The organism is Cupriavidus pinatubonensis, from assembly GCF_019602855.1.
Taxonomy (GTDB): Bacteria; Pseudomonadota; Gammaproteobacteria; order Burkholderiales; family Burkholderiaceae; genus Cupriavidus; species Cupriavidus pinatubonensis.
Genome location: NZ_CP080767.1, coordinates 2,063,650 through 2,079,436, shown reverse-complemented (window position 1 = coordinate 2,079,436; position 15,787 = coordinate 2,063,650). Strand labels below are relative to the sequence as shown.

The window sequence follows — 15,787 nt, the reverse complement described above, 5'->3', positions numbered from 1 at the left end:
GCTCAGTAGTTGTCGCGGTCGACCTTGATTTCCTGAAGGATCGTCGTCGCGATTTCCTCGATGGACTTATGCGTCGAGGACAGCCACTTGATGCCTTCCCGTCGCATCATGGCCTCGGCCTCGTTGACCTCGTAGCGGCAGTTCTCGATCGCGGCGTATTTGCTGCCCGGGCGGCGCTCGTTGCGGATTTCCGTGAGGCGCTGCGGGTCGATCGACAGGCCAAAAATCTTCGGCTTGTAGTCGTAGAGCGCCTTTGGCAGCTTGCCGCGCTCGAAATCATCGGGGATCAGCGGATAGTTCGCCGCTTTCAGGCCGTACTGCATGGCCAGGTAGAGGCTGGTCGGCGTCTTGCCGCTGCGCGAGACGCCAACGAGGATCACATCGGCTTCCTGGAGGTTCTTGTGTGACTGGCCGTCATCATGCGCGAGCGAGAAATTGATGGCCTCGATGCGGTTCTTGTACGCCTCGGTGTCCGCGTTCTGGTGGAAGCGGCCGATCGCATGCGTCGACTTGAGCCCAAGTTCCTTTTCCAGCGGTTCGATGAAGGTCTGGAACATATCCAGGATCATCGCCTTGGCGCGGCGCAGTGCCTTGTTCGCTTCCTGGTTGACGAGCGTGGTGAAGACGATGGGAGGCACGCCTTCGGTGTGGAAAGCCTCATTGATCTTCCCGACGGCGATATGTGCCTTTTCAGGCGTATCGACGAACGGCATGCGTACCTTGCGGAAGCGCATTTCGAACTGCGCAAGGATCGAATGGCTGAAGGTTTCGGCGGTAATGCCGGTACCGTCCGAGACGATAAAAACCGTGCGGGTGGCGGGGCGATCGCCCGCAATGGGCTGGAGAGGCTGGGGCGTTGCACCGGCAGGGGCCGGCTGGGCGCCGTCCGGCGCGACAGGCTCAGACATGGGCTGGCAGAAGAATAAATAGATTCAACGTTCCGCAGAAAAGTGCGGCGCAGCACGGTAGAATAGCGGCGATCTTTTCGCTAAGCAATTCTGCAGGGCCTTTGCCTGGGCGGCCTTCCTGCCTGGAATTGTCGACAATGTGCGCTGCGAGACGAGAGCCACAAAACGAAATTCCCCTCAGCACTGCGGGGTTGTTTAGCCAAGCGATCGGTCCGGGGACAGAACAACAAGAACATACCGGATACCCGCGTCAGTTTTCTTACTTTGTTTTGAGGCTTTCATGACTAACCAGGCAAATAACGGCGCCTACGTGCAGCCGTTCGAGCAGTTGCGCATGCAGGATGTGGAAACGGTCGGCGGCAAGAATTCGTCGCTGGGCGAGATGATCTCGCAGCTGGCCGAGGCCGGCGTCCGTGTTCCCGGTGGTTTTGCCACCACCGCGCTGGCATTCCGCGACTTCCTCGCTCACAACGACCTGACCGCCCGTATTTCGGATCGCCTGAAGGCCCTGGACGTCGATGACGTCAAGGCCCTGGCCGAAGCCGGTGCAGAGATCCGCCGCTGGGTCGTGGAGGCACCGTTCCAGCCGCGCCTGGAACAGGAAGTCCGTGAGTTCTATGCACGCGCCGCCGAGCGCGAAGGCGCCGAGGCATCGTTCGCCGTGCGTTCGTCCGCGACCGCGGAAGACCTGCCCGATGCATCGTTCGCCGGCCAGCAGGAGTCGTACCTGAACGTCAGCGGCATCGACGACGTGCTGGACAAGATCAAGCATGTGTTCGCGTCGCTGTACAACGACCGTGCCATTTCCTACCGCGTGCACAAGGGCTTTGCCCACGACGTGGTCGCTCTGTCGGCCGGCGTGCAGCGCATGGTCCGTTCGGACCTGGCCGCTTCGGGCGTGATGTTCACGATCGACACCGAGTCGGGCTTCCCGGACGTGGTCTTCATCACCTCCAGCTATGGCCTGGGCGAAACGGTGGTGCAGGGCGCCGTTAACCCGGACGAGTTCTACGTCTTCAAGCCGACGCTGCAAGCCGGCAAGTACCCGATCATCCGCCGCTCGATCGGCTCCAAGCTGATCAAGATGGAGTTCACCAAGCCGGGCGAAGCTGGCCGCGTGAAGACCGTCGATGTCCCGGCCGAACTGCGCAACCGCTACTCGATCACTGACGCTGACGTGGCGGAACTGGCCAAGTACGCCATGATCATCGAGAAGCACTACGGTCGCCCGATGGACATCGAGTGGGGCAAGGACGGCAAGGACGGCAAGATCTACATCCTGCAGGCTCGCCCGGAAACCGTGAAGAGCCAGTCGGCCGGCAAGGCCGAGCAGCGCTTCAAACTCAAGGGTACCGCTCCGGTGCTGACCAGCGGCCGTGCGATCGGCCAGAAGATCGGTACGGGTCCAGTGCGCGTCATCAACGACCCGTCCGAGATGGAACGCGTGCAGCCCGGCGACGTGCTGGTGGCCGACATGACCGACCCGAACTGGGAGCCGGTGATGAAGCGCGCCTCGGCCATCGTCACGAACCGTGGCGGCCGTACCTGCCACGCGGCCATCATCGCCCGTGAACTGGGCGTGCCGGCCGTGGTTGGCTGCGGCGACGCGACCGACATCCTGAAGGACGGCACGCTGGTGACGGTGTCGTGCGCCGAAGGCGACGAAGGCCGCATCTATGACGGCCTGCTGGAAACGGAAGTGACCGAAGTCCAGCGCGGCGAAATGCCGGAAATCGCCGTTAAGCTGACGATGAATGTGGGCAACCCGCAACTGGCCTTCGACTTCGCGCAGATCCCGAATTCCGGCGTGGGCCTGGCCCGCCTCGAGTTCATCATCAACAACAACATCGGCGTGCACCCGAAGGCCATCCTCGACTATCCGCAAGTCGATGCCGACCTGAAGAAGGCCGTGGAAAGCGTAGCCCGCGGCCATGCCAGCCCGCGTGCGTTCTATGTTGACAAGCTGGCGGAAGGTATCGCCACCATTGGTGCCGCGTTCTATCCAAAGCCGGTCATCGTGCGCCTGTCGGACTTCAAGTCGAACGAGTACAAGAAGCTGATCGGCGGCTCGCGTTACGAGCCGGATGAAGAGAACCCGATGCTGGGCTTCCGTGGCGCGTCGCGCTACATCGCCGAAGACTTCGCTGAAGCTTTCGAGATGGAGTGCAAGGCCATGAAGCGTGTGCGCGACGAAATGGGCTTGACCAACGTCGAGATCATGGTGCCGTTCGTGCGCACGCTGGGCCAGGCCGAGAAGGTTATCGACCTGCTCGCCAAGCATGGCCTGAAGCGCGGCGAGAACGGCCTGCGCGTCATCATGATGTGCGAAGTGCCGTCGAATGCCATCCTGGCCGAGCAGTTCCTGCAGTACTTCGATGGCTTCTCGATTGGTTCGAATGACCTGACTCAGCTGACCCTGGGCCTGGACCGCGACTCCGGCATGGAGCTGCTGGCCAAGGACTTCGACGAGCGCGACCCCGCCGTGCGCTTCATGCTGTCGCGCGCGATCCAGGCCTGCATCAGCCAGAACAAGTATGTTGGCATCTGCGGCCAGGGTCCTTCGGATCATCCGGACTTCGCCGCCTGGCTGGTCAAGGAAGGCATCAAGTCGATCTCGCTGAACCCGGATTCGGTGGTCGACACGTGGCAGCAACTGGCGTCCTGATGTTTTTGACGTCACAATAACGATAACTGCCGGCGCCGCGATGCGCCGGGTAGCACCGGCCCTGCGGCAGGTGTGAACAAGGGCCCCCGCAGGCGCCGCTGGCGTTGCGGGGGTTTTTCTTTGCCTGCCGCATTTGATGACGGTCGCCCGGTCGGGCCGGGGAAGGGGACAGATGGCTTTGCACTACCTGTGGTTCGTCGCCGTGGTCGTGCTAGTGATCGCGGAGCTGGCTACCGGAACGTTCTATCTGCTGATGGTGGCGGTTGGGCTTGCCGCAGGTGGCTTTGCGGCGCTCGCGGGGCTGGAGCCGTCCGCGCAGACGCTGGTGGCCGCGCTGGTGGCTGTCGTCGGCATTGTCCTGCTGCGTCGCTCGCGCTTCGGCCGTCTACGCCGGGGCAGCGCGGCGTCCGATCCTGGTGTCAATCTCGATATCGGCCAGGAGCTCGAAGTGCCGGCATGGGACACCTATCGACGGGCGCGGGTGCCATACCGTGGTGCCGACTGGACCGTCGAACTCGCACCCGGTGCCGACGCTGCACCGGGCCGCTTTCGCATTGTCGAGATCCGCGGCTCGACACTGATTGTCCTGCCGCGCTGATTGCCATTGTTGCTGCGCGCCGTTGCGCGGCATTGTTGTCCGTTGTCGTCCGTTTTGGTCAACTGTCCGGAGGGTCTTACATGGAAGTCTTTCAGCTTGGCCTGTTGCCGCTGATTATCCTGATTGCCGCGATCGTGCTGATTGCGAAGGGCATCAAGATCGTGCCGCAGCAGCACGCTTGGGTGCTCGAGCGTCTGGGGCGCTATCACGCGACGCTGACTCCGGGGCTGTCGATCGTGGTGCCGTTCATCGATCGCGTCGCCTACAAGCACATCCTGAAGGAAATCCCGCTCGACGTGCCCAGCCAGGTCTGCATCACGAAGGACAATACGCAGCTGCAGGTCGATGGTGTGCTGTACTTCCAGGTCACGGATCCGATGAAGGCCTCGTATGGGTCGAGCAACTTTGTCGTGGCCATCACCCAGCTGTCGCAAACCACGCTGCGCTCGGTCATCGGCAAGCTGGAGCTCGACAAGACGTTCGAGGAGCGGGAGTTCATCAATCACAGCGTGGTCAACGCGCTCGACGAGGCGGCTTCGAACTGGGGCGTGAAGGTACTGCGCTATGAGATCAAGGATCTGACGCCGCCGAAGGAAATCCTGCACGCGATGCAGGCCCAGATCACCGCGGAGCGCGAAAAGCGCGCGCTGATCGCAGCATCGGAAGGCAAGCGCCAGGAGCAGATCAACCTGGCGTCGGGCGCGCGTGAAGCGGCCATTCAGAAATCGGAAGGTGAGAAGCAGGCCGCTATCAACAAGGCGCAGGGCGAGGCCGCGGCCATCCTGGCGGTGGCGGAGGCCAACGCGCAGGCGATCCAGAAGATCGGTCAGGCCATTCGCGTGGATGGCGGCATGGAAGCCGTGAACCTCAAGGTGGCCGAGGAATACGTCACGGCGTTCGGTAATCTCGCCAAACAGGGCAACACGCTGATCGTGCCGGGCGACCTCGGCGAGATGAGCAGCATGATTGCCTCGGCGCTGCAGATTGTGAAAGGCCAGAAGGCCGTCTGAGAACGTAGCGAAACTGCGGGGCCCGAGCGCGTTACTCCTTGCTGCCGCCCTTCATGATGCGTGACTTCTCGCGCTGCCAGTCGCGTTGCTTCTCGGTTTCGCGCTTGTCGAACAGTTTCTTGCCCTTGCCGAGGCCGATCTCGCATTTCACGCGGCCGCGCGTGTAGTGCAGGTTCAGCGGCACCAGCGTATAGCCACGCTGCTCGACCTTCCCGATCAGCTTCTTGATCTCGTCGGCCTTGAGCAGCAGCTTGCGCGTGCGCACCGGGTCCGGATTCACGTGGGTGGAGGCGCTCTGCAGCGGGCTGATGTGGGCGCCGATCAGGAACATTTCGGCGTCGCGCACGACCACGTAACCTTCCTTGATCTGCACGCGTCCGGCGCGGATCGCCTTGACTTCCCAGCCTTCCAGCACGATGCCGGCCTCGAATCGCTCTTCAATGAAGTAGTCGAAAAAGGCCTTCTTGTTATCTGCGATGGTCATGCGTGCGGGTCAGGGATGCGTAAGTGGAATGGCTGGCCGTGATTGGCCCGTTCTGAGGCGGGGGTGCCTCGGGCGGCAGGGTCGGCTAAAATCCCCATTTTAGCAAACCAGCCCCGGTACCGGTCCATGCCCGCCGCGCGCGAGATTCGACCTCGCGTGATATTGCGGTGCAGTATGGCCGGGAACCTGATTTTCCCCATTCATGGCAGACGTCCATAAATCCGTCCTGCTCGGCTATTCGGCTGCGCAGATGTACGACCTGGTCACGCGCGTGGAGGACTATCCGAAGTTCCTCCCGTGGTGTGGCGGCGTGGAGGTCTTCGAGCAGACCGATACCACGCTGGATGCAAAGATCCACATCCAGTTCAAGGGTATCCAACAGTTCTTCCACACGCGCAATTCGCAGGAGCGGCCCACACGCATCGACATGACTTTCGCCGATGGACCGTTCAAGACCTTCAATGGGTCCTGGCGCTTCACGCCGCTGCGCGAGGACGCGTGCAAGATCGAGTTTCACCTTCACTACGAGTTTTCCAGCCTTCTGCTGGAAAAGATCATCGGTCCTGTATTCAGCATCATCGCGAATACCTTCGTGGATGCCTTCGTCAAGCGCGCCGAGGTGGTCTATGGCGCAAGCTGACATGGTGCGCATTTCGGTGTGCTACGCCAGGCCGGACTCGGTGTTCCTCAAGGAGTTCGACGTGCTGCAAGGTACGACGATTGCCGCTGCCATTGTGAGTTCAGGCGTGCAGCAAGTCTGTCCGGAGGTCGATCCGTCGACCATGCGGGTCGGCATATACGGCAAGCTGAAGACGCCCGATACCGTCGTGCGTACCGGCGACCGCGTGGAAATCTATCGGGCCCTCACCGCAGACCCGAAGCTGGCGCGTCGTCGTCGGGTGCAGAAGACACGCGAGAGCGGCACGCGCGAAGGGCAAAAATGGTTGCGCGGCGGCGCCTGAACTGCTGGCGCGGCTGAGTCTGGGTTCAGCCGCAGTTTTTCTCGATGTTGGCGTTCGTTTTCACAATCTCGGCCTGGCGCTGTTCGCCGTCGAGACGCTGGACGCTGCCGTCCCCGGTCATCACGGCGGCACGTACGCCCTGCTGCAAGCCGTTGGCGTAGTTGCGCAGTTCGGCGCAGCGGCTGGCGCGTTCGCTGGCCTCTTTCTCTTTCCGGGCTTCTTCGGTGGCGGCCTCGAGCCGCTCGGCGCGGCGCTTCTGGAAGCCTTCTTCGGCGGTGGGAGAGGGTGCTGCGGCGGACTTGGCGATGGCGGGTTTCGCCGATGCGCCGTCACTGGCGGGGGCGGACTCGGAGGACCTGTATTCTCCGGCGAGTTGTCCCGGCGCCTTGACAATGCGCGTGACCGAAGGCGGTGGGGGCACGTCGCTGTACACCATGCGGCCGTTGGCGTCGCGCCATTGCCACTGGGCGGATGCTGCTGCCGGCACGGCGGCGAGGGCGGCGGCAAGCAGCGAAAGCGACAGCGCAGACGAACGGATCATGGCAGAAAGTCGGTAGTGGCTGGACGTTTTTTGGTGGCCGGCAACGGTTGCTGTCCCAGTCAAATGCCACGGATGTGACCCCGGCGGCATCGAACACCAGTCTACGCAGACTTGTCGTTGGCGTGCAAGCGGACAGACCAGGCAACGCCGACCATGAGCAGCACGATGGCGGCAATTTCCAGCGGCCGCGGCCAGCGATGATCGAACACAAACCCGTATGCCAGCGCGAAAAGCGTCTCGAACACGATCATCTGGCCGGACAGCGTCAGCGGCAACCGGCGGCTCGCGATATTCCAAAGGTTGTTGCCAATCAGCGACGCTCCGAGTGCTACCGCCGCGTTGACCATCCAGAACCATTGCCAGCCACGGTCGGCCTCCGGGGCGCTGAGTGCATCACCGTCCAGCAGCCAGCCTGCCAGCGCGAGCACGGCAGATACCGCCCCGGTCGACAGCCCGTACAGGGCCGACCATTCGTTGCCGCTGTAGTGCGGATTGCGTTGCAGGTAGCGCGCATTGTCCACGGCATACAGCGTCCAGCAGACCAGCGCCCCGGCCGCGCAGGCTACGCCGGCGAGCTTCTGCCAGACAGGCCGCGCCACGGCATCTGCGGCGGCGGCATGGGCGCTCTGGCCACCGCCGAACAGGTCGACATTGATGCAGGCAATGCCGGCCGCCACCACCAGCAGCGGCCAGATCAGCCGCGACAGCGGCACCGCGCCATGGTCGCGGCGGCCCATGATGGTCACGGAAATCGGCAGGATGCCAATGATCAGCGAGGTGGGGCCTACGCCGGCCAGTTGCACGCCGAAGGCGAGCAGCACGTAGTAGAGCAGGTTGCCGGTAAAGGCCTGGCGCAGCAGCGCGACGCAGTCGGCACGCGTGAGCTTGCGCGCAATCCGCTTCATCAGCGGCAGGGCGGCGACAAGCGCGACGACCCCGTAGGCCAGGTAGCGGCCGATGGCGAGTTCCCATGGGGAAAATGCCGGCAGCAGCTTGGGAGCGATGAACACCATGCCCCAGAACGCCCCCGCCATCAGCCCGCACAGTACGCCGATCCCCATTGTCCCTACGCTCGAAAGAAAAAGACATCGAGCATAGCAGAGCCCATTGTGCACGGGCGTTGGCGGCGCGTCAGGGCGCGCGGATTCCTGTATAATTCGCTTTTGCGCCTAGAGGAATTGCTATGCGTCTTGTCCAGAAAGCACTCACGTTCGATGATGTGCTGCTCGTGCCGGCCTATTCGGCCGTCCTGCCCCGGGATGTCTCCCTTCGTACCCGCCTGACCCGTTCGATCGACCTGAACATTCCGCTCGTGTCCGCTGCCATGGATACCGTGACGGAGGCTCGCCTTGCCATTGCCATGGCGCAGGCCGGCGGCATCGGCATCGTCCACAAGAACTTCAAGCCGGCGGACCAGGCCCGCGAAGTGGCTCGCGTCAAGCGCTACGAATCGGGCGTGTTGCGTGATCCAATCACCATTTCGCCGGACATGAAAGTGCGGGAAGTGATCGCGCTGTCGCAGCAGCACGGTATCTCGGGTTTCCCGGTGCTGGAAGGCAAGACCGTTGTCGGCATCATCACCAACCGCGACCTGCGCTTCGAGGAAGAACTCGACGCACCGGTGCGCGCCAAGATGACGCCGCGCGAGAAGCTCGTGACCGTCGCCGAAGGCGCTCCGCTTGAAGAAGCCAAGCGCCTGATGAACCGCCACCGCCTTGAGCGCGTGCTGGTGGTCAATGCGGCATTCGAGCTGCGCGGCCTGATCACCGTCAAGGATATCCAGAAGGCGGTCGAGAATCCGCTGGCCAGCAAGGACGACCACGGCCAGCTGCGCGTTGGCGCGGCCGTTGGCGTGGGTCCGGAGAACGACGAGCGTGTCGAACTGCTGGTCAAGGCCGGGGTGGACGTGATCGTCGTCGATACCGCGCACGGCCACAGCCAGGGCGTGCTGGATCGCGTTCGCTGGGTCAAGCAGAACTTCCCGCAAGTGCAGGTTGTCGGCGGCAACATCGCCACCGGCGATGCCGCGCGCGCGCTGGTCGAGCATGGCGCTGATGGCGTCAAGGTCGGTATCGGCCCCGGCTCGATCTGCACGACGCGTATCGTGGCAGGTGTCGGCGTGCCGCAGATCACTGCCGTGTCGAACGTTGCCGAAGCCCTGAAGGGCACCGGCGTGCCGCTGATTGCCGATGGCGGCGTCCGTTATTCGGGCGACGTGGCCAAGGCGCTCGCAGCCGGCGCGCACACCGTGATGATGGGCGGCATGTTCTCGGGTACCGAGGAAGCGCCGGGCGAGGTATTCCTGTACCAGGGCCGCTCGTTCAAGAGCTACCGCGGCATGGGTTCGGTGGGTGCGATGAAGGACGGCGCGGCCGACCGCTACTTCCAGGAAGACAACACCGCCAACGTCGACAAGCTGGTTCCGGAAGGCATCGAAGGCCGCGTGCCCTACAAGGGCTCGGTCATGGCGATCATCCACCAGCTCACCGGCGGCGTGCGCGCCTCGATGGGTTACTGCGGCAGCAAGTCGATCGCCGACTGGCACGAGAGTGCCCAGTTCGTGCAGATCACGGCAGCCGGCATGCGTGAGTCGCACGTGCACGACGTGCAGATCACCAAGGAAGCGCCGAACTACCACATCGACTGACCCGCGCGGCAGGCATGCCGGGCCAGATGCCAGGCATCCCGGCAGGCATGTTTGCCGTGCCTGCTGAGGAGCGCTCATGAAGGTACTGCTGCGAGCCGTGCTGTTCTTCGATGCCTTGCTCGATCTGCTGCTCGGTGTGCTGCTGCTGATGTCACCGTTCACCACGCTGTATGCGGCATTGCAGTTGCCGCAGCCGCAACCGGCGCTGTTCGGCCAGTTGCTCGGCGTGGCGCTGATTGGCCTGGCCTGGTTGCTGTGGCACGCCGCCTTCAACGGGCAGATGACGGTGACGGTCGCGCGGACTGTCGGCTACGTCAATCTGGCCAGTGCACTGCTGATCCTCTCCTGGATGATTTTCCTGGAGTTGCCGCTCGAAGGCGCAGGCAAGCTCTGGTTGCCCGTGCTGGCGGTCATGCTGGGCTTTTTTGCGCTGGTCCAGATACCGGCAGCCAAGCGCGTACGCAACCGGGAGCGGCAACTTGAGGCAGAACGTGAGCTGGAGCAGGCCACCAACGCCCACGACCCGCGCAAGCAACCCGGCGCCGCGCGCCGACCGCAAACAACGCAATTCCCCGACAGCCGGCGTGAGCCGGTCATCACGCCGCCGCCCGGCTACGGCCCCGGCACGGAAGTGACAACCGAACCCCAGCCGGAAGATACGCCACACGTCCATCATGCACGACAAAATCCTTATTCTTGATTTCGGTTCGCAGGTCACGCAGCTGATCGCCCGCCGCGTTCGCGAGGCGCACGTCTACTGCGAGATCCACCCGAATGATGTGAGCGACGAATTCGTCCGCGAATACGCGCCCAAGGGCATCATTCTGTCGGGCAGCCACGCGAGCACGTACGAAGACCATCAGCTGCGCGCACCGCAGGCCGTGTGGGATCTGGGCGTGCCCGTGCTGGGCATCTGCTACGGCATGCAGACCATGGCCGTGCAGCTTGGCGGCAAGGTCGAATGGAGCGACCACCGCGAGTTCGGCTACGCCGAGGTGCGCGCCCATGGCCACACCCCGCTGCTCAAGGACATCGAGGATTTCTCCACGGCCGAAGGCCACGGCATGCTCAAGGTCTGGATGAGCCACGGCGACAAGGTCGCCGCGCTGCCGCCGGGCTTCAAGCTGATGGCATCCACGCCGAGCTGCCCGATCGCCGGCATGGCCGACGAGGCGCGTGGCTACTACGCCGTCCAGTTCCACCCGGAAGTCACGCACACTTCGAAGGGCCGCGAGATGATCGAGCGCTTCGTGCTGGGCATCTGCCGCGCCAAGGCAGACTGGGTGATGAAGGACCACATCGAGGAAGCCGTCGCGCTGATCCGCAAGCAGGTCGGTGACGAGGAAGTGATCCTCGGCCTGTCCGGTGGCGTGGATTCCTCGGTGGCCGCCGCGCTGATCCACCGCGCGATCGGCGACCAACTCACCTGTGTGTTCGTCGACCACGGCCTGCTGCGCCTGGACGAAGGCAAGATGGTGATGGACATGTTCGCCGGCCGCCTGCATGCGAAGGTCGTCCACATCGACGCATCGGAACAGTTCCTCGGCCACCTGGCCGGCGTGACCGACCCCGAGCAGAAGCGCAAGATCATCGGTCGCGAATTCGTTGAAGTCTTCCAGGCAGAAGCCAAGAAGCTCAGCAACGCCAAGTGGCTGGCGCAAGGGACGATCTATCCGGATGTGGTCGAGTCGGGCGGTACCAAGACCAAGAAGGCAACCACGATCAAGAGCCACCACAACGTTGGTGGCCTGCCCGAGACGCTGGGCCTGAAGCTGCTGGAGCCGCTGCGCGACCTGTTCAAGGACGAAGTCCGCGAACTGGGTGTGGCGCTCGGCCTGCCGCCCGAAATGGTGTACCGCCATCCGTTCCCGGGCCCGGGCCTCGGCGTGCGTATCCTCGGCGAAGTCAAGCGCGACTACGCCGATCTGCTGCGCCGTGCCGATGCGATTTTCATCGAGGAACTGCGCAAGACCATCGCGACCGAGCAGGACGCAGCCGCCGGCCTGTGCGAGCCGCAGCAGGTGGGCAAGAGCTGGTATGACCTGACCAGCCAGGCGTTCGCCGTATTCCTGCCGGTGAAGTCCGTCGGTGTGATGGGCGATGGCCGGACCTATGACTACGTCGTCGCGCTGCGTGCGGTGCAAACTACGGACTTCATGACGGCGCACTGGGCGCATCTGCCGTATTCGTTGCTCGGTCGATGCTCGAACCGCATCATCAATGAAGTCCGGGGTCTGAACCGGGTCGTTTATGACGTGTCGGGGAAGCCGCCTGCGACGATCGAGTGGGAGTGAGTTGACGTCGTCTGAAGTCAATTGCTGACTATCGGCAATGCCAAGAAACCCGCGAAATATCGCGGGTTTCGTCTTTCTGGCTATCGACCTTCATGGTTGTTTCGAGGTTGGCAGTGAGCTTTGTATGGACTTGGAGCGGGCGGAGGTGTCGGAATACGCCGACAAGCGAACGGGACGTCTCCGACTGACGGAGGCGAAGGAGCCGACTACGCTCCACAATACCGGGTGGCCGGCAAGCTTCCCACCACGTCGCGCGAGGTTGCTCCATGAGCGCACGTCGCTCCACTAAAGCCACGGCGGGTGCTCCCCTCACATCCGCTCCGCCGGTGGCGCGCAAACTGCCCGATCTGTTTGCAGCCCGTCACTGGCAGCCGTTTGACTTCCAGCGCGCGGTATGGGAGGCCATTGGCCGAGGCCAAAGCGGCCTGTTGCACGCCACCACCGGCACAGGCAAGACCTATGCCGCATGGCTGGGTGCGTTGCTGGCATTTGCCAGGGCGCCATCCCGCCCCGGCGCGCCGCCGCCTCCGCTGACCGTGCTCTGGCTGACGCCGATGCGCGCGCTCGCCGCGGATACCACGCGTGCGCTGATTGCACCGCTTGGCGAACTCGGCCTCGACTGGGCCGTCGGGCTTCGCACCGGCGATACCAGCAGCAGCGAGCGCGCAGCGCAGGCACGCCGGTTGCCGACCGCATTAGTGACCACCCCGGAAAGCCTGTCGCTGCTCCTGACGCGTGCCGATGCGCGTGAGACGCTCAGAAGCGTGCGGCTGGTCGTGGTCGACGAATGGCACGAACTGATTGGCAGCAAGCGCGGGGTGCAGGTGCAACTGGCATTGGCACGACTGCACCGATGGCAGCCAGATCTGTGCGTGTGGGGCTTGTCCGCGACGCTTGGCAACCTGGACCATGCGCGTGATGTGCTGCTGGCCGGTGTCTCGCCGGAACGGCGGGTACTGGTGCATGGCCATACGCCAAAGACACTGATCATCGACACGCTGCTGCCGGACGCCGCCAGCCGTTTTCCATGGGCGGGGCACCTTGGTCTGTCGATGCTGCCTCACGTGGTGCGGGAACTGGAAGCCAGCGGCACGACGCTCGTCTTTCTCAATACGCGATCGCAGGCGGAGTTGTGGTACCAGGCACTGCTCGATGCGAAGCCCGAGTGGGCGGGACTGATCGCGTTGCATCATGGGTCGCTGGACCGAGCTGTACGCGAATGGGTCGAACAGAACCTCAAGAACGGCGCGCTGCGGGCCGTGGTGTGTACTTCGAGCCTGGATCTCGGTGTGGACTTCCTGCCCGTGGAGCGCGTGCTGCAGATCGGATCGCCCAAGGGCGTAGCCCGGCTGCTGCAGCGCGCAGGGCGATCGGGACACGCTCCCGGCCGGGCCTCGCGCGTGACCGTGGTGCCCACGCACAGCCTGGAACTCGTGGAGGCGGTTGCCGCGCGCCAAGCCGCGCTGGCTGGGCGGATCGAGGCGCGCGATTCGCCGGATAAGCCGCTCGACGTGCTCGTCCAGCACTTGGTCACGGTGGCACTCGGCGGAGGCTTCCGTGCAAGCGAGCTGCTGGCGGAAGTGCGCACCACATGGGCCTACCGCGCGCTGACCGACGAGGAATGGCAGTGGTGCCTGGCTTTTGTGCGCGATGGCGGCGGAACGTTGTCGGCGTATCCCGACTATCGTCGCGCAATGCCTGACGAGGACGGCGTCTGGCGGGTTCCCGACGCCCGGCTTGCGCGCAGGCACCGGATGAGCGTGGGCACGATTGTCAGTGAGACGACGATGCAGGTGCGCTACTGGACCCGGGCGGGGAGCGGCGGGGCGTCGCTGGGCACAGTCGAGGAAGGCTTTATTGCGCGACTTGCGCCGGGCGACTGCTTTCTGTTCGGCGGGCGCCTGCTGGAACTGGTGCGCACACAGGAGATGACCGCCTACGTACGCCGTGCCACGGGCAAGCGGCCAGCGGTACCTCGGTGGAACGGTGGCAAGATGCCCCTTTCCACCGAACTCGCCGACGCCGTTGTCACGACGCTTGACGCGGTGCAGGCGGGCCGGCTGGATCCGTCCACCACGCCGGAGTTGCCGCTGATCCAGCCGCTGGTGGAGCTTCAGATGCGCTGGTCTGCGCTGCCCACTCCCGAAACGCTGCTCGCGGAAACTCTGCATTCGCGCGAAGGGTGGCATCTTTTTCTCTATCCATTTGCGGGACGGTCCGTGCATCTCGGACTGGGCAGCCTCCTGGCGTGGCGGCTGGGGCAGAAGGTGCCGGCCACGTTCTCGGTCGCCGTCAACGACTACGGTCTGGAATTGCTGGCGTCCGCACCCCTCGACTGGAGTCAGTGGTTGCCGCAGGTGCTGGCGGAAGAACGCCATCGCGATCTGGCCGCCGATGTGTTGGGCAGCCTGAACGCAGGCGAACTGTCGTTGCGCCGCTTCCGCGAGATCGCGCGCGTTGCGGGGCTGGTGTTCCAGGGCTATCCCGGCGCGGCAAAGAGTGCGCGGCAATTGCAGGCCTCGTCGAGCCTGTTCTATGAAGTCTTTCGCAAGTACGACCCCGGCAATCTTCTGCTCGGCCAGGCTGAACGCGAGGTGCTGATGCAGGAACTGGATGCGCACCGGCTGGCCACCACGCTGGCGCGGCTGGCGACAATGCGGCTGGACTTGCACGTGCTGGAGCGGCCATCGCCGCTGGCATTCCCGCTGATCGTAGAGTTCCTGCGCGAAAAGCTCAGTACCGAAAAGCTCGCCGACCGCATCGCCCGGATGCTCGCCGACCTGGAGCGGGCGGCGGGGCCCGCACCTGACTACACGGGGCCCATGCATGACATGCAATCAGGGGCCGACGCGGCTTGGGTCGCGGCGCAAGCGCGCTTTGGCATGGCGGATCACGCCGGACCGGCAGGCCCGCGCAAGCCCCGACGGGCGCGCAAGCCATCGCGGCCGTTACCGCTGCTATGACTCGGATCCGAGACATCAACCCGGTGGCGATGGGAGCCCACGTCGTGCACGTGGCCGGCGAAACGCTGTGGTTGCTGCCCGAGCATGCGGTGTGGTGGCCCGCCGGCGGCATGCTGCTCGTCGCGGATGTCCACATCGGCAAAGGCGCGGCGTTCCGTGCGCTGGGGCAGCCGGTGCCCCACGGGACCACGACAGACAACCTGGCCCGGCTGCGCGCGCTGGTGCTGCGCTATCCGGCGGATGAGCTGGTCTTTCTCGGGGACTTTCTGCACGCCCGCGCCGCGCATACTGCGGGAGTGCTTGTGGCGCTGCATGATTGGCGTCGATCTCTGCCGCAGCGCTTGCGCTGCACGCTGGTACGCGGGAACCACGACGCACATGCCGGCGATCCGCCTCCCGAACTGGGAATCATGGTCGTCACGGAGCCATTTGCCGCGGGGCCATTCGCCTTGTGCCACATGCCGGGCGCTTCGCCGCAAGGGTTTGTGCTGGCAGGGCATCTGCATCCGGCTTGTGTGCTGCGTGGTGCCGGCGGCGATACGTTGCGGCTGCCGTGCTTCGTGTTCGGCGCACAATGCGCAATCCTGCCGGCGTTTGGCGCGTTCACAGGCCACACCACCATCCGGGCACAACCGGGGGAGCAGTACTACGTAGTCGGGGACGGCCGTGTATGGCCCGTGCCGGCCAGGTAAGGGCCAGGTAAGGGCCAGGCCCC

14 protein-coding genes are annotated in these 15,787 nt (G+C 64.2%); 10 read left to right on the top strand and 4 right to left on the bottom strand.

The features are described 5' to 3' along the window. Window positions 1-2: 2 nt before the first annotated feature. Window positions 3-908, bottom strand: a complete 906-nt coding sequence (gene ppsR, locus K2O51_RS22085; protein WP_011298028.1) for a posphoenolpyruvate synthetase regulatory kinase/phosphorylase PpsR — start codon at window positions 906-908, stop codon at window positions 3-5. Between the two features lie 280 nt (window positions 909-1,188). On the opposite strand from ppsR, the gene ppsA reads away from it, so the two are divergent. The 3 genes from ppsA to K2O51_RS22070 all read left to right on the top strand — a co-directional run bounded on the left by ppsA (window position 1,189) and on the right by K2O51_RS22070 (window position 5,181). Next, window positions 1,189-3,573: a phosphoenolpyruvate synthase gene (ppsA, locus tag K2O51_RS22080; RefSeq protein ID WP_011298027.1), complete on the top strand. Its 2,385-nt coding sequence runs from the start codon at window positions 1,189-1,191 to the stop codon at window positions 3,571-3,573. A gap of 172 nt (window positions 3,574-3,745) precedes the next feature. After that, window positions 3,746-4,171, top strand: coding sequence for an NfeD family protein (locus tag K2O51_RS22075; RefSeq protein WP_011298026.1), 426 nt, complete (start codon window positions 3,746-3,748; stop codon window positions 4,169-4,171). Between the two features lie 80 nt (window positions 4,172-4,251). After that, window positions 4,252-5,181 carry an SPFH domain-containing protein gene (locus K2O51_RS22070; protein WP_011298025.1) on the top strand — a complete coding sequence of 310 codons (930 nt, stop codon included), beginning with the start codon at window positions 4,252-4,254 and terminating at the stop codon, window positions 5,179-5,181. Window positions 5,182-5,212: 31 nt separating this feature from the next. Here the strand turns inward: K2O51_RS22070 and smpB are convergent, their stop codons facing one another. Further along, on the bottom strand, window positions 5,213-5,665 hold the full coding sequence (gene smpB / locus K2O51_RS22065; protein WP_011298024.1) for an SsrA-binding protein SmpB: 453 nt from the start codon (window positions 5,663-5,665) through the stop codon (window positions 5,213-5,215). Between the two features lie 202 nt (window positions 5,666-5,867). Here smpB and K2O51_RS22060 point away from each other — a divergent pair, with 202 nt between their 5' ends. Further along, complete coding sequence (locus tag K2O51_RS22060) at window positions 5,868-6,305, top strand: type II toxin-antitoxin system RatA family toxin (RefSeq protein ID WP_011298023.1); 438 nt, start codon at window positions 5,868-5,870, stop codon at window positions 6,303-6,305. Continuing rightward, entirely contained in the window at window positions 6,292-6,627 is a 336-nt protein-coding gene (locus tag K2O51_RS22055; RefSeq protein WP_140949561.1) for an RnfH family protein, read from the top strand. The genes K2O51_RS22060 and K2O51_RS22055 overlap by 14 nt, the downstream gene beginning before the upstream one ends. A 25-nt stretch (window positions 6,628-6,652) precedes the next feature. Here the strand turns inward: K2O51_RS22055 and K2O51_RS22050 are convergent, their stop codons facing one another. Both K2O51_RS22050 and K2O51_RS22045 read right to left on the bottom strand, forming a co-directional pair. After that, a complete protein-coding gene (locus tag K2O51_RS22050; protein ID WP_181184389.1) occupies window positions 6,653-7,168 on the bottom strand; it encodes a DUF4124 domain-containing protein in 516 nt (171 codons plus the stop codon). 101 nt (window positions 7,169-7,269) lie between these two features. Beyond that, on the bottom strand, window positions 7,270-8,229 hold the full coding sequence (locus K2O51_RS22045; protein ID WP_140949559.1) for a DMT family transporter: 960 nt from the start codon (window positions 8,227-8,229) through the stop codon (window positions 7,270-7,272). A 122-nt stretch (window positions 8,230-8,351) separates the two neighbouring features. On the opposite strand from K2O51_RS22045, the gene guaB reads away from it, so the two are divergent. From guaB to pdeM, 5 genes are all read left to right on the top strand, one after another. Next, the gene (guaB, locus tag K2O51_RS22040) at window positions 8,352-9,815 is read left to right on the top strand and encodes an IMP dehydrogenase (protein WP_140949558.1); all 1,464 of its coding nucleotides are present in this window, start codon (window positions 8,352-8,354) and stop codon (window positions 9,813-9,815) included. A 76-nt stretch (window positions 9,816-9,891) separates the two neighbouring features. Continuing rightward, window positions 9,892-10,515 carry a hypothetical protein gene (locus K2O51_RS22035; protein ID WP_011298018.1) on the top strand — a complete coding sequence of 208 codons (624 nt, stop codon included), beginning with the start codon at window positions 9,892-9,894 and terminating at the stop codon, window positions 10,513-10,515. Continuing rightward, on the top strand, window positions 10,490-12,109 hold the full coding sequence (gene guaA / locus K2O51_RS22030; protein WP_140949557.1) for a glutamine-hydrolyzing GMP synthase: 1,620 nt from the start codon (window positions 10,490-10,492) through the stop codon (window positions 12,107-12,109). The genes K2O51_RS22035 and guaA overlap by 26 nt, the downstream gene beginning before the upstream one ends. Before the next feature lie 266 nt (window positions 12,110-12,375). Then, window positions 12,376-15,072: a ligase-associated DNA damage response DEXH box helicase gene (locus tag K2O51_RS22025; RefSeq protein WP_220630724.1), complete on the top strand. Its 2,697-nt coding sequence runs from the start codon at window positions 12,376-12,378 to the stop codon at window positions 15,070-15,072. Continuing rightward, window positions 15,069-15,764, top strand: coding sequence for a ligase-associated DNA damage response endonuclease PdeM (gene pdeM / locus K2O51_RS22020; RefSeq protein ID WP_140949556.1), 696 nt, complete (start codon window positions 15,069-15,071; stop codon window positions 15,762-15,764). The genes K2O51_RS22025 and pdeM overlap by 4 nt, the downstream gene beginning before the upstream one ends. Window positions 15,765-15,787 lie beyond the last annotated feature (23 nt).